Here is a 19,820-nt window from a genome sequence, read left to right on the forward strand (position 1 = left end):
GCTGTGTCGAGGTGTGGGTCTGTGACAAATTCGGCCGGGTTTAATCTGGCCTTAATACAAAGATGCGACGGTCTGCGACAACCTGAATGAGCACAGGTTTTGTCATTTGGAGCCTGTGGCGCAGCTGTCCGCCCGGGAACGGAACTCCAGATACGGCCTGATAGGCGCGTTTGTCAGCATGTCCCCGGAAAAAGAAGCCGCCAAGGTTATAAGAGGGCTATGCAATGAATGATGTAGCGTCTTTCGGCGCGAACATCCAGAAAACCGTGCTTGAGGCGACATCAGACGCGCTCGGCTTGGCCATTCTTGTCTGTGACAAGAATGATGAGATTGTTTTTGCCAGTCGCCCCATTCTCCAGTTCTACCCCATTCCGGCGCATTTTCTGGAGGCGGGAACACGGCTGAAGGATTTTCTCGGCGCGATCTTCGATTCCGGCGTTCGTAGCGGCACTGCGCCTGAGACTAGCCGCCGCCATGCCAACCGCGATGAATGGATTTCCGAACATCTGTCGCACCACTGGCGCGAGCGTTTCGACGTCGTCGAGCGTATCGGCCGCCACCGCTGGATCAATGTGCGCAAGCGGCGCCTGTCAAGCGGCCTCGGTATCGTGGCGATCAGTGACGTCTCCGAGCAGAAGAAGCGCGAAGAACAGATGCAGCTCGACATGGAGCGCGTCGAGCTGACAGAGGGTATCCTCGATTGCCTGCCCAACCCGATCTGCGTGAAGGATCGAAACCTCAGCTATATCGCCGTCAACAAGGCATTCTGTGCCATCCACGGCATGACGGCGGACGCCATTCTCGGGCGGTCTGTCTGGGATCTCCTCGAGCCGGATCTGGCTGAAAAGTTCGAGCGCTCCGACCGTGCAACGCTGGAGAGTGGCGATGTGCATTGCCAGCCGGAGCAGATCGTTCAGGCGGATGGCGAGGATCTCTGGGTTGTCACCCGCAAGTTCCGCGTTGGAGACCCCGGTAAATATCTGCTGGTTACCTGCATGAACGACGTGACTGATCTGGTCGTCGGCTATAGCGGGCTGGATGACATCACGTCCGGCCGGTCGCCGTTGGATGTCAAGGATTACAGCGCCTTTGTTCCAGCGCAGAATTGTTATGATCCCTTCCGCTCGATCGATATGCAGCATCTGGTCGAAGCTGGCGCCATCATAGACCCCGACATGAAGGGTAAGCAGAAAATCCTTTTGATGACGACCGCCCCTGCACTTGAAATCAATCTGGTGCCGCAGTTGCGCCGCTGGGGTTTTGATGCCTGCGCGGTCAGAAACGCCACAGAGCTTGAAGCGTTCAAAGAAGCATGTTTGGCGCGCGGTATCACGATCGAGACACTTCTGATCGATGGCATGATGACAGACGCATTGGCCACGGTTTCGAGCTGGACGATGTCGCCGTCCCTGGTGATCGCCAAGGATTGGAAAGCCGTCGAATTGCGCGCCAGCATTCTGGCTCTTTGCGAAAACGGCATCGGCGCCTTGCCTTCAGTGGAGGCTGAGGGTCCTGCCGATTGGGATATCATTGTGCCCGAAACCTGCCTGACCGGCCGGCCCATGCCGGAAGTCGAAGTCGTGGTCGCCGAAGACAATGAAATCAATCAATTCGTCTTTGCCCAGATTCTCGAAGGGCTCGGCATATCCTATCGCATCGCCGCCAATGGCGAGGAAGCCGTGAAGCTGTGGCAGCAACATCGGCCGAACCTCGTGCTGATGGATGTTTCGATGCCGGTGATGAACGGATTTGATGCGACGCGCGCCATCCGCGCTCTCGAGAAAAGTGCAGCCTTCCAGACGCCCATCATCGCCGTCACGGCGCAGGCGCTCGATATCGATATTGAGCACAGCAAGCTCGCAGGCATGGACGATTACATCACCAAGCCGATCAGTCCGGACATGATCGAGGCCGTCTACCGCAAGTTTGTCAACACGAAAGCCGAACGCATGGCCGGCTAATGGTTCGATGTGTTCGAATAAGCTAAAATATCGCGGGAAAGGCAAGCAAAAGCACGGGTTTAAACCATATCGATGTCAACTCCCTAGAATTAGGGAGACGGATGCGGAAAGAGCGGAAGAGGCGCTTTCGAAATCTTAACTCTCCTTGCCCATCGTCTGTTCCTGACACTGCTTGAATCCAATCCTGGGAATGCGTTTATGAATTCTGCTGAAACACCGTCTCAGCACATCAGCCGGAATGATTTGCATGCCATGGCCTATACCGATCCGCTGACCGGGCTGGGCAACTCCTACCGATTGCGTGACAAGGTGCGTGAAATCGCCGCCGAACGCGCCAGCGATCCCGCGCCGTTCACGATCGGCCTTGCCAATCTCGACGGGTTCAAGCCGATCAACGATCTCTTCGGCCCCAACGCCGGCGATGAAATCCTCTGCCAGGTAGCACGCCGCCTGCTGGCCTGCGTGCCGGATGGCGCGACTGTCATCCGGGCTGGTGGCGACGAGTTCGCCTTCGTTTTGCCGCTGGTGTTCGAACGCAAGGCCGCTGAAAAGATCGGCCAAATGCTGAAAGAGGTGCTCTCGGCTCCCTTCGATCTCGGCGAGCGCAATGTTCGCTTGTCCGCATCCTTCGGGTTTGCCGTTTATCCCTTCGCCGGCGAGGAATTCGAGGAGCTTCTAAAGAGCGCGGACACCGCACTCTATCGCTCCAAGCGCCGGGGGCGTGGCCAGATCACCGTCTATTCCCAGGAAATTGCCCAGGAAATGAAACGCGCAACGCAGCTTGAGCAGGCGCTGCGCAACGCCATCATTGCCGACGAAGTGGACGTCCATTTTCAGCCGATCGTCGATCTGAAGACGGAAATGGTGGTTGGGTTCGAAGCGCTCGCTCGCTGGTGCGATCCGGATCTCGGCTATGTCTCGCCTGCCGTTTTCGTGCCGCTCGCCGAAGAACGCGGCTTTATCGATAGTCTCTCCGAGACGCTGCTGCGCAAGGCGGCCGAGACTGCTTTGCTCTGGCCGAAGGAACTGTTTTTATCCTTCAATCTGTCATCGGCGCAGCTGATGGACCCGATGACGTCAACCAATGTTCTGTCGATCATCCAGCGTGCCGGGCTCGATCCGCGCCGGCTGGAACTCGAAATTACCGAGACCGCAGTCATGACCGACGCGGATGTGGCCCAGCGGATCGTCACCGAGCTTCGGGCGGCGGGCGTGCGCATTTCGCTCGACGATTTCGGGACTGGACAATCGAGCCTTGGCCGTCTGCGGGATTTTTCCTTCGACAAGGTCAAGGTCGATCGTGCCTTCGTCTCGCGCATTTCTGCCGACCGGGCATCCGAGCATATCGTCAAGGCGATCATCGCCATGTGCGATGGGCTCAATCTTGAGGTCGTTGCCGAAGGGATCGAGGATTTTTCCGAGGCAATGAAGCTGAAAGGCCTCGGCTGCGGCATGGGGCAGGGCTATTTCTACGGAAAACCGGCCGATTCCGTCACAACGCTACGCTATCTTGCTGAAAAATATCAGGAACAGACGCCGACATTGTCGCTCGCAGTCTAACACTGCCCGCCATTCTACTGTTCGTTTTCGCGCATCCGGCGCCCTTCCTCCAGCAGCCAATCGCGCACCCGGCGTGCCTGCTGGTTGAGTTCACGTGACCGCGGCCAGACGACGTAGAAGGCCAGATCCGTCTTCAGCACATGATTGCCAACCGGAACGAGCGCGCCCGAGCGCACCTGCCGCTCAATCAGATGGTTCCATCCGAGCGCAATCCCTTCGCCGGCAAGCACTGCCTGGATGACTAGGACATAATCATTCAATGTCAGCCTCCGCGCCTTGGCGGGATAGGAAACGCTGGCGCTGGCAAACCATTCCTGCCAGCTATAGGCCTGCCTGACCGGCTCCTCCAGATGGATCAACGGATGCTTGAGCAGGTCGGCGGGCCGTTGCGGCATGCCGTTGGCCTCGACGAAGGCTGGCGATGCAACGGCGCAGATCACCTCCGGGGCTAAAAGTGCCGTATGATAGCGCGGCCAGTTGACCGGATCGCCACCACCGCGAATGGCAAGCGGGATCGGCTCTTCCTCCAGGTCGAGATCACGCACGCTGGTCTGGATGCGCAGGTCGATTTCGGGCAGGTCCTCGCGCAGTTTCGTCAGGCGCGGCAGCATCCACATAGAGGCAAAGGCGGTCGAGGCCGCGAGCGTCACATTGGTCTCGCGCCGTTTGGCCCGGATTTCCTCAGCCGATTTCTGGATGCGCGACAGGCCGAGCGAGACGTCGGCATGGAATTTTTCGCCCGCTTCCGTCAATTGCACGGCGCGGTGGACCCGGTGAAACAGCGGTACGCCGAGCTGCTCCTCAAGGCCACGGATGGCATAGGAAACGGCGGCCTGCGTCATCGCCAGCTCATTGGCGGCGCGGGTGAAATTCTGATGCCGCCCGGCCGCTTCGAAGACGATCAGGCTGGATGCGGAGGGGAGCAGACGGCGCAGAGTTTCCATAAATACAGCTTATATCATGTCTCCATTTTTTCCAGCGTTACAGGGCGCTTTTTCGCGATTAGCCTCGACTGAGATAAGGGGAGGAAAGATATGGAAACGCTCGTGGCTACTGACGCAGAACCGGCAAGACGCTCGCGGTCAGCCCGCCCGGCACGGCGCGACAACGCAGCCCGGATTACCGGCGTTCCCTACATTGCCCGCAATATCCCGACCTACGATATTCTGAGCGAGGAAAACCTTCAGAAGATCGAGCGCGTCGCCGACCGCATCCTGTCCGAAGTCGGCATCGAATTTCGCGACGATCCGGCATCCATCGACCATTGGAAGCGGGCAGGGGCCAAGGTTGATGGTCTGCTCGTGCGGTTCGAGCCGGGCATGCTCAACGAGATCGTCTCAACCGCTCCCGCCCAGTTTACCCAGCATGCCCGCAATCCCGCCCACAACGTCGAGATTGGCGGCAAGAACGTCGTCTTCTCGCCGGCCTATGGTTCGCCGTTCGTCATGGACCTCGACAAGGGCCGCCGCTACGGCACGCTGGAGGATTTCCGCAACTTCATCAAGCTGGCCCAGTCGAGCCCGTGGCTGCACCATTCCGGCGGCACGATCTGCGAGCCGGTGGATGTGCCGGTCAACAAGCGCCATCTCGACATGGTCTACAGCCATATCAAATACTCCGACCGGGCTTTCATGGGCTCGATCACCGCCGAAGACCGGGCAGAAGATTCGATCGATATGGCGCGGATCGTCTTCGGCCGGGATTTCGTCGACCGGAATTGCGTCATTCTCGGCAATGTCAATGTCAACTCGCCGCTGGTGTGGGACGGCACCATGACGAAATCGCTACGCGCCTATGCCCGCGCCAACCAGGCCGCGGTCATCGTGCCGTTCATCCTTGGCGGCGCCATGGGGCCGGTCACCAATGCCGGGGCGATTGCCCAGTCCTACGCCGAGACGCTGGCCGGCTGTGCGCTGACGCAGCTGGAGCGCAAGGGGGCTCCAGTGATTTTCGGCAATTTCCTCTCCTCCATGTCGCTGCGTTCGGGTTCGCCAACCTTCGGCACGCCGGAACCGGCCATCGGCTCGATGGTCATCGGCCAGCTCGCCCGGCGGCTGAAGCTGCCGCTGCGCTGTGCCGGCAATTTCTCCAATTCGAAGCTGCCGGATGGGCAGGCGATGCAGGAAGGTGTGATGTCGATGCTGTCGGCCGTGCATTGTGGCGCCAATTTCATCCTGCACTCCGCCGGATTCCTCGATGGACTGCTGGCGATGTCCTACGAGAAATTCGTGATGGACACCGATTTCTGCGGCGCGCTGCATTCCTATCTTGCCGGTGTGGTTGTCGATGACAATACGCTGGCCATGGATGCCTTCCTCCAGGTCGGACCTGGCAGTCATTTTCTCGGCTGCGACCATACGATGCGCAACTACCAGACGGCATTCTGGGACTCAGGCCTTTCCGACAACGAACCGTTTGAGAAGTGGAGCGAGGAGGGCGGCTCGACCGACATGGCAGCACGCGCCAACAAACGCTGGAAAAAGACGCTGGCCGAATACGAAGCGCCGCCCTTGGACGTGGCAATCGACGAGGCACTGGCGGACTATATGACGCGACGCAAGAACAGTATGGCCGACGCCTGGTATTGATATCCGGCACCGCTCCTCCCAGGGAAACAGAATGATATCGACGAAAGATCCGCTGCTTCAGCCCTATCAGCTGAAACATCTGACGCTAAAAAACCGGATCATGTCGACATCGCATGAGCCGGCCTATTCCGAAGACGGCATGCCGAAGGATCGCTACCGGCTGTATCATCTCGAAAAGGCCAAGGGTGGCATTGCTCTGACCATGACGGCCGGTTCTGCGATCGTCTCGGAGGACTCACCACCTGCTTTCGGTAATCTTTATGCCTATTCTGACGAGATCGTACCGTGGCTGAAGAAGATCGCCGACGACTGTCATGAGCACGGCGCTGCCGTGATGATCCAGCTCACTCATCTCGGCCGCCGCACCGGCTGGAACAAGGGTGACTGGCTGCCGGTGCTGTCGCCTTCGCCAGTGCGCGAGGCCGCCCACCGTGCCTTTCCCAAGGAGATAGAGGACTGGGACATCGAGCGCATCGTCGGTGATTATGCGAGCGCTGCGCAACGGATGCAGGCGGCGGGACTGGATGGCATCGAGTTCGAAGCCTATGGCCATCTGATGGACGGTTTCTGGTCACCGGCAACCAACCATCGCGATGACGAATATGGTGGTTCACTGGATAACCGCATGCGGTTTTCCGACATGGTGCTCGATGCCGTGCGAAAGGTCGTTGGGCCTGATTTCATCGTCGGCATCCGCATGGTGGCCGATGAACAGTGGGATATCGGCCTGTCCAGAGATGAAGGTGTTGCCATCGCCAAGCGGCTGGCCGGTTCCGGCAAGGTCGATTTCCTCAATATCATCCGCGGTCACATCGATCATGACGCCCATCTGACCAATGTCATCCCAATCCAGGGCATGGCCGCATCGCCGCATCTGGATTTCGCCGGCGATGTCCGCGCCGCCACCAAATTCCCGGTCTTCCACGCCGCCCGTATCGCCGACGTCGCCACCGCCCGCCATGCGATCGCCGAGGGCAAGCTCGACATGGTCGGCATGACCCGCGCCCATATCGCCGATCCGCATATCGTCAAGAAGATCATTGAAGGCCGCGAAAACCAGATCCGCCCCTGTGTCGGCGCCACCTACTGTCTCGATCGTATCTATGAAGGCGGCGGTGCGCTCTGTATTCACAACGCGGCAACCGGCCGCGAGGCAACCATTCCGCATGTGATCTCAAAGACAACCGGACCGCTGCGAAAGGCGGTTGTCGTCGGTGCCGGGCCGGCGGGGCTGGAAGCTGCCCGGGTGTTGGCCGAGCGCGGTCACTCCGTCGAGGTGCTGGAGGCGACTGGCGCGGCAGGCGGTCAGATCCTGTTGGCAGCCCGCAATCCGCGCCGCAAGGAAATGATCGGTATCGTCGAATGGCGCCTCTCGGAACTGGAGCGGCTGGGCGTCCCCATCCACTACAATGTCTTTGCCGAAGCAGGCGATATTCTGGAGCGCAAGCCTGATCTGGTCGTTATCGCCACTGGCGGCATCGCGCAGAACCCTGTGCTTGAAGCAGGTGACGAACTGGTTGTGTCCAGCTGGGATATCATCGCCGGTGCCATCAAGCCGGAAGGTCCCGTCCTGCTCTACGACGACAATGGCGCCCATACCGGCATGACAGCGGCGGAAATCATCGCGGCAACCGGCACGGAACTGGAGATTGTCTCGCCGGAACGTATGTTTGCGCCGGAAATCGGCGGCATGAACCATGTGCCCTATGCCAAGGCTTTTGCTGAAAAGAATGTTCGCGTCACCATCAACACGAGGCTGAAATCTGTACGCCGCGAGGGCAACCAGCTGGTGGCGGTGCTCGGTTCGGACTATTCGGAAAAAGCCTCGGTCGAACGCCGTGTTGCACAGGTGGTGGTCGAGCATGGAACCCTGCCGATGGCGGACCTCTACCTGGAACTCAAACCCCTGTCGCGCAATCTCGGCGCCGTGGATTACAAGGCACTGATCCGCCAGGAAAACCCGATCCGGATGCGTAATCCGCAAGGCGAGTTCGACCTGTTCCGCATCGGCGATGCCGTCGCCAGCCGCAATATTCACGCGGGGATCTATGATGCCCTGCGATACGGGGTGCTGTTTTAACCAAAAACGGCGGTGCTCACGCACCGCCGTTCTGGTCTAGCCGTCGAAACGGTTATGGATTGGTCGCAGGCTGTTCAACCGGCTTCATTGCGGGATCCGCAGCCGGGGCGGTGGACGACGTGGTTGTCGTATCGACAGGGGCATTGGCGTTCTGTTCGGCAACCTGCTGCGACTTGGTCTTGAATTCCGGGGCAGCCTTCAGCGTATCGGCGGTTTCCGCCGTGGTCAGCTTCAGGTCATCCGAATTCGGCACATCGGCAACGGTGATCGTATCAAGCGGAACGGCGACGTTCTTTTCACCGATCCCGAGGAAACCGCCGACGCCGATCACGGCTGCTTCAACCGAGCCGTCCTTGGTGAAGATCACGTCGTTGATCTCGCCGATGCTCTCATCGGAAGAATTGTAAACGGACTGGCCAATATAGGTGCTGGCAGCAATCTGATCAGCGCCCTGTTCCGTCAGATAACCGGAGCCAGATGTCGGAGCAGCAGTCGCTGCCTGATCCATCGGCTTCTTCATAGCGTCAGCCGGCTGCTCGCCGGTCATCGGCGTTTCCATCGTCTGCGGCTGTGCAGCAGGCTGGGTGGCCTCCTGCGCAAAGCTCAACGGTGCGAATACGGTTACGCCTGCAAAAAGTGCACCTGCGGCGACGGAAGCTACGAGTTTCTTGGTCATGATAAACCTACCTTTTTCGTTCTTTTTGTCGATCAAGTGCGGGGTTCAAATCCTTGCCGCCGCACCGGTGATGCAGACACAACGTCGAAGTTTGGGAGTGGTTCCGTAAAAAAATATGCAATTGGAGAGGGAACTTTTCGTTTTATAAGCAAGAGACGGAAGCTGGCCGCAGGCAAAAACAGACGGGGAATGGTAACGGTGTCGATGCCGCACCAACTTGCCAGAGCTGATCAAACAAGAATGGAGAAGCCGGGCTTGACCCGGCTTCTCCATTTGCCAATTCTGATCAGACGCTTTCGCGCAGGCTCGCGAACCTTCAGAGCTTATAAGCTGGCTCGAAACGGCCCTTGACGGTAAGACCAAGTTCAAATGTCTTGCCTGCATTCGGATCGGCCTTGCGAGCCGTGTCATCCATGTCCTGCCAGGCAGATGTCACCAGCAGCCGGTCAGCCTTGGCGCCGATGAAGGCAGGGCAGCTCGACTGGGTCGCGGGCACGGCATGGCGGGCGACCCGCTTGCCATCCGGGGTGTAGACATCGACAGCTCCCTGGCCCCAGCGTGCGTTCCAGATCAGGCCATCGGCGTCGCAGATCGAACCATCGACATCGCCGGGAGTGCCGCTCTGGTCGCTGAACACGGTTGCTTCGCCAATCGGCAAGCCGGTGGCCGGATCGAGATCGACCCGCATGATGTGATTGATGGCGGAATCGACGAAATAACCGATGCTGCCATCGGGGGAAAAGCAGATGCTGTTGGGAATGCTGATGTCACCATAGAGCCGTGTCACCACACCCTTGGCCACATGATAGATCGCACCGGCTTGCTTTTCGGCCTTGCGGCCCATGGTGCTGACCCACAGGCTGCCGGACGGATGCACGCGGCCGTCGTTGGAGCGGTTGCCCGGGTTGCTTTCAAGCGCCGCATAGGCTGTGAGTTCGCCGTCCTTGGTGTTGCGGATGAACAGGCCGCGGTCCGACGCGATCAGCTGCCGCAGTGGATCGATCGCCGCCAAAACGCTGCCCATGAAGGGCAGGACATGCAAGGTTTTCCGGCCGCTTTCCAGATGCAGTTCATGCAGCTCTCTGCCCTTGATATTGAACCACCAGGCGGTGCCGGTGGCCGGATCGAACGTCGGGCCTTCGCCGAGTTCGAGGGGCAGGTCGTTGAGAATTTTGCCGGAAAAGGGAGTTGTTTCGTTCACGCTCATGCCCCGTACACCGCGTCATAAGCTTTGATCGTCACCTTCGCCCGCTCGGTGACCTCGGCAGCGCCCATGCCGGCCTTGTACAGGCTGGAGCCGAGGCCGAAGCTCTTGATGCCGATCTTGGCGTAGTCGCCGAAATTGGTGTCGGACACGCCGCCAACGGCCGCGATTTCCAGTTCCGGTGGCAGGATCGTCCGGATGGCTGCGATGCCCGCCGGGCCAAGCACGCTGGCGGGAAAGAATTTGAGACCCGTTGCGCCGGCATGGGCGGCGGCCAGTGCTTCGGTCGGGGTGAGCACGCCCGGCATGGTCACCATACCCCGGGCGGCCGCAAGCGCGATCACGTCGGTTTCGACATTCGGGCTCACCATCAGCTTGCCGCCGACGCCATCGAGCTTTTCCACCTGCTCGGTGGTCAAGACCGTACCGGCGCCGATCAAGCAACCGGCAGGTGCCATCTTCACGGCAATCTCGATCGAGCGGAAGGGATCAGGCGAGTTGAGCGGAATCTCGATCGCGGTAAAACCGTTTTCGATCAACGCGCCGACCACGCCTTGTGTCTCCTCCGGTTTCAGACCGCGCAGGATGGCGATCAGCGGATATTTCATCGGCGGGAAAGGGATGCGGGTCATGACGGTTCTTTCTTCGAAGCGGCGGGATGGTTTCAGGCTGGCCAGATGGCGTTGGCGGCGGCGGCAAGGCCATGGCGAACGGCATCATCAGCATCAATTGTAACGGGGGTGAGATCGAGTGCCGACAGGGCGGATTGATAGAGCGCTGCAAGCCCGCCGGATGCCACCAGGCAGACACCGCTGCCGGGTTTGGCGGTGGCGAGCGCACCAGCGATTTCCAGGCCGATAAGTGTGCCGGACAGCCGGGCCTTGGCATCTTGGGCGGAGAGCCCATGCAACAGCTGGCCGCTGCGCACCGTAAAGACCAGATTGGTGGCGAGTGCGGGGGTTTTGACGGCTTTGACAACCGCGCTGAGAAAGGCCGGATTATCATTGGCAAAAGAACCAGCATCGGCAACGGCATGGCTGAGGATCGAATGTTTGGCGATGACGTCGAACAGTTCGCCGGTCATGAAGGTCGAGAAGCCGTCGACGATGCCGCCGGTGACGCGCACCCATTTGCTGTGCGTGCCGGGCATGCAGACAAGATGGCTGCCGTTGCCGAGCTGGGATATCGCACCAAACAGCTGGGTTTCCTCGCCGCGGATCACATCCGGCGCCTCTTCGCTGCGCTGGGCAAGGCCTGGCAGGATGCGGATATCCCGGTTGGCGTCGGGCACGGTCACGGCCGCTTTGATGATGGCGCTGAGGGGGGCAGGCGTATCGAGATAACCTGCCTCGATCCAGCCCTGACGCGCGCCCGCCATGCCGCAGATGATCACCGGCAGATGCGGTGGTGCTGCAACGGCGGCAAGATGGGCTTCCAGAATGCTGGAAAAGCCGGTCTTGGCGGCTGTCGTCATGCCTTCGCCGCTGCGGCGTTCGGCCAGAACCGCGCCACTCTCACTGATGATCCACAGCCGGAAACTCGAGGTTCCCCAGTCCACCGCCGCATAGGATGCCGCCGTCATTAAAATACTCCTCCGTCGATAATCATGGCCTGTGCCGTCATCCGCGCCGAACAGTCGGAGGCGAGATAGAGGCAGGGGCCAACCATGTCGTCTGCGACGAGCATGTGCTTCAGGCATTGTTTTTCGATCATGCCGGCAATCGCGGCGTCGCTGATCCAGAGCTTCTTCTGCCGCTCGGTCACGACCATGCCCGGCAACACCGCATTGACGCGGATATTGTCCGGTCCCAGCTTTCCGGCGAGTGACTTGGTCATGCCGATAATGCCGGCCTTGGCGGTCGCGTAGGCTGGAATTTCGCCCATGTTGAGCATGAAGGCAATCGACGAGAAATTGATGATCGAGCCGCCGCCCGCCTGGCGCAGATGCGGGGCGGCTGCCTGGCAGGCAAAGAACACATGCCGAAGATTGACGGCCTGGCTTTCGTCCCAGCTCGCTTCGGTCACATCCTCAAGCTGCTGCCGGTCGTCGCGCGCGGCGTTGTTGATGAGGATGCTGAGAGAACCCACTACATCTGCGGCCTGATCGACGGCGGACTTTACAGCCGCGATGTCGCGCAGATCGGCCCGAATGAACACCGGGGCATGATCGACGAGGGGTGCAAGCCGTTCGACCAGTGCCTGGCTGTCGGCTTCGGCTATGTCCAAAAAGGCAACATGCGCGCCCTGCCGGGCAAAGCCCTCGACCAGAGCAGCTCCAATTCCTGATCCGCCGCCGGTGATCAGGACGCCACGCCCCTTGAGGTCGTGAAATTGCGCGGCTGGTAAAGCCATGATGGTGTGCTCTCCCGGATGCAAGCCATCCGAAGGCAGCTTGCTTTTTTATCGTATCTGTTCCATTATTTGGAACGAACTCTTATTATTTGGAATTATCGCGCTGGAGGCATTGGCTTGTCAAGGTCGAAGCCGGAGCGTGCGGCAATTGGACAGGCATGATGGAACGGGATCACCTGGGCACTTCTTCATCCGCTTCTGCGCACAATAGCGGGACGGGCACGCTGGGCAAGGTTCTTTCTGTGCTGGAGACGGTTGTGACATCCGACCGGCCGCTCCGGTTCAGTGATATTCTGGCCTTGTCCGGCCAGCCGCGCGGCACCCTGCACAGGCAACTTTCCCATCTCGTCGAGGAAGGGCTGCTCACTCAGGGCCGCGACCTCTGCTACGAGCCTGGCCTGCGTCTGTTGAAATTTGCCTACCGCTCCTGGTCGAAGAATCAGTTCCGCGCTGTTGCGGCGCCCCATCTGCGCCGCCTGCACGAAGAAACCGGCGAGACGGTTCATCTGGGCGTGTTGCGCGGCACGGAGATCATTTATGTCGACAAGGTCGAAAGCCGTCAGACCGTGCGGATGGAATCGCAGATCGGCAATGCCTCTCCCGTTTACTGTACAGGTCTTGGAAAGGCGGCGCTGTCAGTCTTGCCGCCAGTTCGGCTCGCCGATACGCTCAGCAAGCTGATATTCCATCGTTTTACCGCCAATACACATCTTTCCGTGGCCTCTTTGACGCGCGATCTGGACGAGGCCCGCTTGCAGGGCTATGCCTTTGATCGCGAGGAACATGAAACGGAAATCCGCTGTGTTGCCGCTCCGATCCACGATAACGGATTTGATCTCGTCGCCGGTATTTCCGTGACGGGGCCGGCATATCGGGTGACGATGGAGCAATTGAAAAAATGGGCGCGCCCGGTTCGTCAAGTGGCGATGGCGATCAGCGAAGACATCGAGATCCGTCTCGGTCCGGGCCGTTAGACTTTCGTGATGCCTCACGGTTAATTAGGTGAACCGACTGGACGCGGAGAAATCGGAGCTGTAGCTTTAATATATCAGATTCTGCCCTTGCCGACGGTCGAACGTACGCCTTGAAGACGAGGTGTGCCGGGATAGAACCGGTGAGAAAGCCTGGGGTGGTGGTGGAGCAGGTTTTCGTGATGCCGAATCCATCGGGTGCGAGCCTGGAATGAGGTAGACAATGGCGGACTTCAGCGGACATCTATCACCGATAACGGTTGCCGCCGAGCAGCGGGAAACTGAAGAGATGACGCGGGAAGCCGATATCCGCCAGGCTTTGGAGAAAGTCTCGCACCTCTATGGCTTTCACGGTTTCCTGGTGATGGTCGTGCCGGGGAAAACCTGCTGCAGCCTTTCGGATACAGTCGTCATGACGAACTGGCCCACGGATTTCCTGATCAACTACGATGCAGCCAACATGATGGCGGGCAGCCCGATCATCGCGCGTTTGCGGCGAAGCACCATTCCCTTCACCTATGATACCACTCTTGATTCGTCCCGGCGCTCTGATGGCAAGGCAAACCAGGTTCTCAGTCTGTTCGAACGGGTCAATCTGCGGCGCGGTGTCTACATTCCAGTTCATGACGTGCATGGCACGTGCGGTGCTATCGCTTTCGGCGGCAATCGCGATGTGGTCAACGCTGCTGAACTGAAGGAGTTGACCTACAAGGCAGGATACCTGTTTGGCCGGCTGAGTGAAATCAGGGAGATCCGCTCGCCCATGCCTGCGGTGTTGTCGCGGCGTGAAGTCGAATGCCTGCATTGGGCCGCCGCTGGCAAGACGACCACGGAAATGGCGAAAATCCTCGCTCTGTCGGAATACACCGTCAACCATTACCTCAGCCGCGCCACCCGCAAGCTGGATTCTGTCAATCGCGTGCAGACCGTGGCAAAAGCGATACGTGCCGGATTGATCAATTGAAAAATGTTTATGAATGCAAGCAGGAAACCGGCATGATGAGTAGGGTGAAATATCGGCGAAGCCTCGGAGCGCTTGGCCGGCAACGCACTCAAGTGTGCGGTGGAGTTTGTGAATGCGCGATACGTTGATGGCAGACCCGATCGAAAAAGAGCAGTCGCGCGGCGGAGATTTCGCGACGGAAATCGCAGCACTGGAAACCCAGTTCGATGCAATCCGTTACATGAAGAAGATCACCCTGGCCTTCGGCTTCAAGGCCTTTCTTGTCTGCATGGTCCCATCCTTCGATACAGAAAAGCTGTCCAGTGCGTCCATCCTGTCCAACATGCCGGCTGATCTGGTCAATACCTATGACAGCATCTCGCTCTTGAAACATTCGACCGGCATTCGCCGTCTGAGAGAAACCACCACACCGTTCCAATTGACGCTTGACGATTGGGAAAAAGAGAGCGGCCGTCTGCCGCAGACAAACACCTATATCGCCATGTTGCGTGAGCACGGGATTTTTCAGGCCAATTACTTTCCGGTTCACGACGCCGACGGTAGCCGGGCGACTGTTATCTGGATGGGACGGCGCGCCGATCTGCCAATGTCTGCGATGATGGAACTGCAGATGATCGCCATCCATGTCTACAATCGCCTGACCGAAATCGGCTCGTTCTGGAAGGGCGCCCCTGTTGCGCTGTCGGAGCGTGAAATCCAATGTCTCAATTGGACCGCCGCAGGCAAGACGAGTTCGGAGATTGCCGGCATCCTCGGCCTGTCCGAGCACACGGTCAATCATTACCTCAATCATGTCAGCAAGAAACTGGATGCGGTCAATCGCACGCAGGCCGTCGTCAAGGCAATGAAGAAGGGTTATATTAGCTAAGTGCAGTTCTTCGCCTGCCGGTGAAGAATGAAGCAGCCTTTGCGATTATTGCTGGCATTTTAGATGAACATTAAGATTTGCGGCGCACCTTTACTCCCGGTGAAATGATTTCACTGGGAGGGTGCGTAAACACTCCTGTCTTCGATCATTATCGGGGAGGGATCGTGAGACGCTTTTTACATTGCCGGCATCGTTCGTCTGGAAAGACGTATTGCACTGCCGCATGAATGCTATCCTCCGCACCTTTTTCCAAAAATGATAGTCATGTGACGCAGCAACACTTGGGGCATTCGCCCGTTGCCGTCGCGCTTGCGAGGATACGAGATGCTGTTCAAGACTGCGACTTCCCGTAATATATTCTCCGTAGTGGCGACCGGGCTCTTTGCCACGGTGGTGACCGCGGGCACACTGTTCTGGATCTCCTATTCCGAAGTCAAACGCCGCAGCGTCGATGAAATGAACGCTGCCGCTGCACTGACCGCCGCCGATCTGAAGGCGCAGATGTCGCAAGGTCTGCAGCTTGTCAGCACCTTCCAGAGCGTTTTTTCAGCACTCGAAACATCCGGCGCTGCAAACCGGACCTCCGCCGATGCGATGATGAAGAAGGCGCTGGAGGATAGCCCCTTTGCCCTCGGCGTCTGGAGCGGCTGGGAAGCGAACGCCTTTGATGGCAAGGATGCCGAATACGTCAATAAGCCCGGGCATGATGCGACAGGCCGTTTCGTGCCATATTGGGTACGCTCCGGCGGCAAGATCGATGTGACACCGCTGGTTGACTACGACAAGCCAGGTCCGGGCGACTATTACCAGCTGCCGTTCAAGGCGCAGAAGATGGTGGTCATCGAGCCCTATAAATATGTGGTCGATGGCAAGGATGTGATGATGACCACGCTGGTTGGTCCGGTCACTGTCGATGGCAAGCCGCTCGGCGTCACCGGCATCGATATTGCGCTCGACAGCCTGACTTCGAAACTGGCCGAAATGAAACCGCTCGGCGACGGCAATGTCGCGCTCGTATCCCAGGGCGGCAATTTCCTTAGTCATGTCGATGCCGCCAATCTCGGCAAGAGCTTCAAGGACAGCAGTGTCGAAGCGAGCGCCTGGCAGCAGATGATCGACAATCCCGGCAAGCCTGTCGAAACGGCCGGCGTGGACGGAACGGACTTCCTGTCGGTTGCCGTTCCGGTTCAGCTTCTTCCCGACACGTCTTGGTACGCGATCGTGTCCGTACCGAAGTCGACTGTTTTTGCCTATCTGACACATATGGCCTGGATTTCCGTCATCATCATCGGCGTAGCCTCCGTTTTGCTCGTGTTGCTGGGCGTGATGATCTCCAACCGTTTCCGCCGCCGCCTTGAGGCCATCGTCAATGCGACGGGTGAAATCGCCCGGGGCAATACCGGCGTCACTATTGCTGATGCCGAGCGTAAGGACGAGATCGGCGACATGGCCCGCTCACTCGCCATTCTGCGTGATGCGACGATCGCCAAACAGCGTCTTGAGACCGAAGCCGCAGAAACCCGCACGCTTGGCGAAGAAGAGCGTCAGCGCCGTGCCGCGGAGACCCAGGAAAACGAACGTCAGATGCGCTTTGCCGTCACCGAGCTCGGTACAGGCCTGCAACGGTTGGCCGACGGCGATGTCACCTTCCGTCTGATGACACCGTTCATCGGCTCGCTCGATGCGCTGCGCGAAGACTTCAACAGCTCGATGAGCACCCTGCAGCAGACCCTGCAATCGGTCGGCAACAACGCACTCGGCATTCAGGCCGGTTCTGCAGAAATTCGCTCCTCGGCCGACGACCTGGCCAAGCGCACTGAACAGCAGGCAGCCTCCGTCGAGGAAACAGCCGCAGCGCTCGACGAGATCACCGCATCGGTGCGGGACTCGACGGTGCGTGCCGAAGAGGCAGGTCAGCTGGTCGCCAGGGCAAAATCCGGTGCGCAGACATCAAGCGCCGTCGTCAAGAGCGCCATCGATGCCGTCGGCCAGATCGAAACGTCGTCGCAGGAGATCTCAAGCATCATCGGCGTCATCGATGAAATTGCCTTCCAGACCAACCTGCTTGCGCTCAATGCCGGTGTTGAAGCCGCGCGTGCCGGCGATGCGGGCAAGGGCTTTGCGGTCGTTGCCCAGGAAGTGCGTGAACTCGCCCAGCGCTCGGCCAATGCAGCGAAAGAAATCAAGGCGTTGATTTCGAAATCCGGCCAGCAGGTCAAGACCGGTGTCGAACTGGTCGGTCAGGCCGGCAAGGCGCTGGAAGTGATCGTCCACGAAGTCGATGAAATCAATCTTCGCGTTTCCTCGATCGTCGAGGCGGCCCGCGAACAGTCGATCGGCCTTAATGACATCAACCGTGCCGTCAATGTCATGGATCAGGGGACGCAGCAGAATGCGGCGATGGTCGAGGAATCAACCGCTGCCAGCCACACGCTCGCCGCCGAAGCCTCGGCGCTGACGACGCTGCTGTCGAATTTCCAGCTCGGGGACGTCTCGCAGGCGAGCATGCACCGTGTTTCGGCTGATGCCGGGCACCACCGGGCACCCGCCGCTCCCGTCCGCAGTTCGTCTTTGTCTAAGCCGGGCATCCGGCCGGCCTCGGTCACAACACCCGCCGTGCAGTCTCCCGCCCGGTCGCTCGGCCAGAAGCTTGCCGGGGCGTTTCAGGGGCATGGCGGTGCCGCTGCTGCCCCAGCCAATGACGGCTGGGACGAATTCTGAGTGAGAACAAGGGCGCCGCTTGCCGGCGCCCTGTCGCAAAATCCGGCAATGTCAAAACCCGGACAACGCAAGTGCACAATAAATAACCGCAACTGATGGTGCGCCGCACTTGCGCAGATCGTCAAATGCCGATTTTCAACGGCTTTCCCAAACTGGCACGGTTCCTGCTTTGTAAAAGGCATGTCCAGAGGGGACTGTAATAAAAACTGCGCCCAAGAAGGTCGCGACAGACAAGGCCGCTTTCAGCCAAAGGTGATCCCGGATGTACGGACACCATCAGGCAGAGGGCGGTCTTTTCTTTTGTGCCGGTTTTTCTGGCCCGCCGCATTGGCGAAACACATCGGCTCAATTATCTAATACCCAGCGAATTACGCGTAGACGAGACAGCAGGGCAAACCAGCCGCGCTGGCGGCAGGAGTGAATGACATGACCGACGTGACCAAAGAACAGGTTCTCGATAAGCTCAGGGGTGTTCGCGGACCAGATATGGACGGCAATATCGTCGATATGGGTCTGGTTTCGGATGTCTTCATCTCCGATTCCAAGGTTTATTTCTCCATCACCGTTCCGGCCGAACGCGCCCGCGAACTCGATCCCCTGCGGGCTGCGGCAGAGCGAGTGGTCAAGGATATCCCGGGCGTCAAGGGCGCCATGGTCGCCCTGACGGCTGACAAGAAGGGCGCGTCATCCTCCGCGCCGGTTCAACGTCCGGCCGCTGCACCATCCCAAGCGGGTCATTCGCATGCCGGCCACTCCCACGCAGGCCACAGCCACGCACCGGCCGCCGCAGCACCGCGGACACCGACGGCCGCCGCAAAAGCTGGGATCCCGGGCGTCGGTTCGATCATTGCCGTTGCCTCCGGCAAGGGCGGTGTCGGCAAATCGACCACATCGGTCAATCTCGCCCTGGCGCTGAAGGCCAACGGCCTGCGCGTCGGCATTCTCGATGCCGATATCTACGGCCCGTCGATGCCGCGTCTGTTGAAGATTTCCGGGCGCCCGCAGCAGATCGAGGGCCGGATGATCCGGCCGATGGAAAATTATGGCCTGAAGGTCATGTCGATGGGTTTCCTCGTCGATGAGGAGGTCGCGATGATCTGGCGTGGCCCGATGATCCAGTCGGCGCTTCTGCAGATGTTGCGCGAAGTCGCCTGGGGTGATCTCGACGTGCTTGTCGTCGATATGCCACCGGGTACGGGTGACGCACAGTTGACCATGGCGCAGCAGGTGCCGCTTGCCGGGGCCGTCATCGTCTCGACGCCGCAGGACCTGGCGTTGATCGATGCCCGCAAGGGATTGGCGATGTTCCGCAAGGTCGAGGTGCCGGTGCTCGGTATCGTTGAGAACATGAGCTATTTCATCGCGCCTGATACCGGCAATCGCTACGATATTTTTGGCCATGGCGGCGCCCGCAAGGAGGCCGAGCGTATCGGCGTGCCGTTCCTCGGTGAAGTGCCTTTGACCATGGGCATCCGCGAGACATCCGATGCGGGCACCCCCGTCGTCGCGTCGGAACCCGACAGCGAGATCGCCCGCGTCTATCGCGAGATCGCAACGAAGGTCTGGGAACAGGTCGGTGCCCATCAGGGAGACAAGGCCCGGACGATGCCGAACATCGTGTTCGAGTAAGACGCCAAAGAGGCCAAACGCCCTCTGATGTCTGCTGCGCCGGCTGTAGAAAACAGGACCGGCAAACCCCGGCTGTTGACATTCCGGCGGCGAGCGTCGTTAAGTCTTTAGGCGAGATTGTGGCGCTTCGCCACTTTCCTCATTGATTTTAAGTGTGCCTTGTTCCATATGCCTCCCCGCATTCGCAAGGATGCACCAGCGGCGCTGCCCTCCGTCGGGCTCCGCATGACCGTGATGACCGTTTGA

15 protein-coding genes are annotated in these 19,820 nt (G+C 59.4%); 9 read left to right on the top strand and 6 right to left on the bottom strand.

Annotated elements, in window-relative coordinates; translation table 11 throughout:
- Positions 1-224: 224 nt before the first annotated feature.
- Positions 225-1,961, top strand: a complete 1,737-nt coding sequence (locus R6X40_RS08550; protein WP_318412650.1) for a response regulator — start codon at positions 225-227, stop codon at positions 1,959-1,961.
- Between the two features lie 198 nt (positions 1,962-2,159).
- On the top strand, positions 2,160-3,521 hold the full coding sequence (locus tag R6X40_RS08555) for a putative bifunctional diguanylate cyclase/phosphodiesterase (RefSeq protein WP_318412651.1): 1,362 nt from the start codon (positions 2,160-2,162) through the stop codon (positions 3,519-3,521).
- 14 nt (positions 3,522-3,535) lie between these two features.
- On the opposite strand, the gene R6X40_RS08560 is transcribed toward R6X40_RS08555, so the two are convergent.
- Positions 3,536-4,465, bottom strand: coding sequence for a LysR substrate-binding domain-containing protein (locus R6X40_RS08560; RefSeq protein ID WP_318412653.1), 930 nt, complete (start codon positions 4,463-4,465; stop codon positions 3,536-3,538).
- Positions 4,466-4,555: 90 nt separating this feature from the next.
- On the opposite strand from R6X40_RS08560, the gene R6X40_RS08565 reads away from it, so the two are divergent.
- Together R6X40_RS08565 and R6X40_RS08570 are read left to right on the top strand one after the other, a co-directional pair.
- The gene (locus R6X40_RS08565) at positions 4,556-6,109 is read left to right on the top strand and encodes a trimethylamine methyltransferase family protein (RefSeq protein ID WP_318412655.1); all 1,554 of its coding nucleotides are present in this window, start codon (positions 4,556-4,558) and stop codon (positions 6,107-6,109) included.
- Between the two features lie 31 nt (positions 6,110-6,140).
- On the top strand, positions 6,141-8,189 hold the full coding sequence (locus R6X40_RS08570; protein ID WP_318412656.1) for an NADH:flavin oxidoreductase: 2,049 nt from the start codon (positions 6,141-6,143) through the stop codon (positions 8,187-8,189).
- 52 nt (positions 8,190-8,241) lie between these two features.
- On the opposite strand, the gene R6X40_RS08575 is transcribed toward R6X40_RS08570, so the two are convergent.
- The 5 genes from R6X40_RS08575 to R6X40_RS08595 all read right to left on the bottom strand — a co-directional run bounded on the left by R6X40_RS08575 (position 8,242) and on the right by R6X40_RS08595 (position 12,421).
- Positions 8,242-8,865, bottom strand: a complete 624-nt coding sequence (locus R6X40_RS08575) for a PRC-barrel domain-containing protein (protein ID WP_318412658.1) — start codon at positions 8,863-8,865, stop codon at positions 8,242-8,244.
- A gap of 316 nt (positions 8,866-9,181) precedes the next feature.
- Positions 9,182-10,072 carry an SMP-30/gluconolactonase/LRE family protein gene (locus R6X40_RS08580; protein WP_412178349.1) on the bottom strand — a complete coding sequence of 297 codons (891 nt, stop codon included), beginning with the start codon at positions 10,070-10,072 and terminating at the stop codon, positions 9,182-9,184.
- Positions 10,069-10,701 carry a 2-dehydro-3-deoxy-6-phosphogalactonate aldolase gene (locus tag R6X40_RS08585; RefSeq protein ID WP_318412660.1) on the bottom strand — a complete coding sequence of 211 codons (633 nt, stop codon included), beginning with the start codon at positions 10,699-10,701 and terminating at the stop codon, positions 10,069-10,071. Before R6X40_RS08585 ends, R6X40_RS08580 begins: the two co-directional genes overlap by 4 nt.
- Before the next feature lie 32 nt (positions 10,702-10,733).
- Positions 10,734-11,651 carry a 2-dehydro-3-deoxygalactonokinase gene (locus R6X40_RS08590; RefSeq protein WP_318412662.1) on the bottom strand — a complete coding sequence of 306 codons (918 nt, stop codon included), beginning with the start codon at positions 11,649-11,651 and terminating at the stop codon, positions 10,734-10,736.
- Entirely contained in the window at positions 11,651-12,421 is a 771-nt protein-coding gene (locus R6X40_RS08595; RefSeq protein ID WP_318412664.1) for an SDR family oxidoreductase, read from the bottom strand. Before R6X40_RS08595 ends, R6X40_RS08590 begins: the two co-directional genes overlap by 1 nt.
- A 161-nt stretch (positions 12,422-12,582) precedes the next feature.
- On the opposite strand from R6X40_RS08595, the gene R6X40_RS08600 reads away from it, so the two are divergent.
- From R6X40_RS08600 to apbC, 5 genes are all read left to right on the top strand, one after another.
- Positions 12,583-13,395: an IclR family transcriptional regulator gene (locus tag R6X40_RS08600; RefSeq protein ID WP_318413230.1), complete on the top strand. Its 813-nt coding sequence runs from the start codon at positions 12,583-12,585 to the stop codon at positions 13,393-13,395.
- 220 nt (positions 13,396-13,615) lie between these two features.
- Entirely contained in the window at positions 13,616-14,356 is a 741-nt protein-coding gene (locus R6X40_RS08605) for a LuxR family transcriptional regulator (RefSeq protein ID WP_318412665.1), read from the top strand.
- Between the two features lie 112 nt (positions 14,357-14,468).
- Positions 14,469-15,224, top strand: a complete 756-nt coding sequence (locus tag R6X40_RS08610) for a LuxR family transcriptional regulator (protein WP_318412667.1) — start codon at positions 14,469-14,471, stop codon at positions 15,222-15,224.
- A gap of 324 nt (positions 15,225-15,548) precedes the next feature.
- The gene (locus R6X40_RS08615; protein ID WP_318412669.1) at positions 15,549-17,945 is read left to right on the top strand and encodes a methyl-accepting chemotaxis protein; all 2,397 of its coding nucleotides are present in this window, start codon (positions 15,549-15,551) and stop codon (positions 17,943-17,945) included.
- Between the two features lie 426 nt (positions 17,946-18,371).
- Complete coding sequence (gene apbC, locus R6X40_RS08620) at positions 18,372-19,574, top strand: iron-sulfur cluster carrier protein ApbC (protein ID WP_318412671.1); 1,203 nt, start codon at positions 18,372-18,374, stop codon at positions 19,572-19,574.
- Positions 19,575-19,820: the final 246 nt, after the last annotated feature.

Source organism: Rhizobium sp. PL01, from assembly GCF_033447125.1.
Taxonomy (GTDB): domain Bacteria; phylum Pseudomonadota; class Alphaproteobacteria; order Rhizobiales; family Rhizobiaceae; genus Pararhizobium.

Excerpts from the sequence above, each read along its gene's own strand:
- R6X40_RS08550 (WP_318412650.1), top strand. The coding sequence starts at position 225 with ATGAATGATGTAGCGTCTTTCGGCGCGAACATCCAGAAAACCGTGCTT.
- R6X40_RS08555 (WP_318412651.1), top strand. The coding sequence starts at position 2,160 with ATGAATTCTGCTGAAACACCGTCTCAGCACATCAGCCGGAATGATTTG.
- R6X40_RS08560 (WP_318412653.1), bottom strand. The coding sequence starts at position 4,465 with ATGGAAACTCTGCGCCGTCTGCTCCCCTCCGCATCCAGCCTGATCGTC.
- R6X40_RS08565 (WP_318412655.1), top strand. The coding sequence starts at position 4,556 with ATGGAAACGCTCGTGGCTACTGACGCAGAACCGGCAAGACGCTCGCGG.
- R6X40_RS08570 (WP_318412656.1), top strand. The coding sequence starts at position 6,141 with ATGATATCGACGAAAGATCCGCTGCTTCAGCCCTATCAGCTGAAACAT.
- R6X40_RS08575 (WP_318412658.1), bottom strand. The coding sequence starts at position 8,865 with ATGACCAAGAAACTCGTAGCTTCCGTCGCCGCAGGTGCACTTTTTGCA.
- R6X40_RS08580 (WP_412178349.1), bottom strand. The coding sequence starts at position 10,072 with ATGAGCGTGAACGAAACAACTCCCTTTTCCGGCAAAATTCTCAACGAC.
- R6X40_RS08585 (WP_318412660.1), bottom strand. The coding sequence starts at position 10,701 with ATGACCCGCATCCCTTTCCCGCCGATGAAATATCCGCTGATCGCCATC.
- R6X40_RS08590 (WP_318412662.1), bottom strand. The coding sequence starts at position 11,651 with ATGACGGCGGCATCCTATGCGGCGGTGGACTGGGGAACCTCGAGTTTC.
- R6X40_RS08595 (WP_318412664.1), bottom strand. The coding sequence starts at position 12,421 with ATGGCTTTACCAGCCGCGCAATTTCACGACCTCAAGGGGCGTGGCGTC.
- R6X40_RS08600 (WP_318413230.1), top strand. The coding sequence starts at position 12,583 with ATGGAACGGGATCACCTGGGCACTTCTTCATCCGCTTCTGCGCACAAT.
- R6X40_RS08605 (WP_318412665.1), top strand. The coding sequence starts at position 13,616 with ATGGCGGACTTCAGCGGACATCTATCACCGATAACGGTTGCCGCCGAG.
- R6X40_RS08610 (WP_318412667.1), top strand. The coding sequence starts at position 14,469 with ATGCGCGATACGTTGATGGCAGACCCGATCGAAAAAGAGCAGTCGCGC.
- R6X40_RS08615 (WP_318412669.1), top strand. The coding sequence starts at position 15,549 with ATGCTGTTCAAGACTGCGACTTCCCGTAATATATTCTCCGTAGTGGCG.
- apbC (WP_318412671.1), top strand. The coding sequence starts at position 18,372 with ATGACCGACGTGACCAAAGAACAGGTTCTCGATAAGCTCAGGGGTGTT.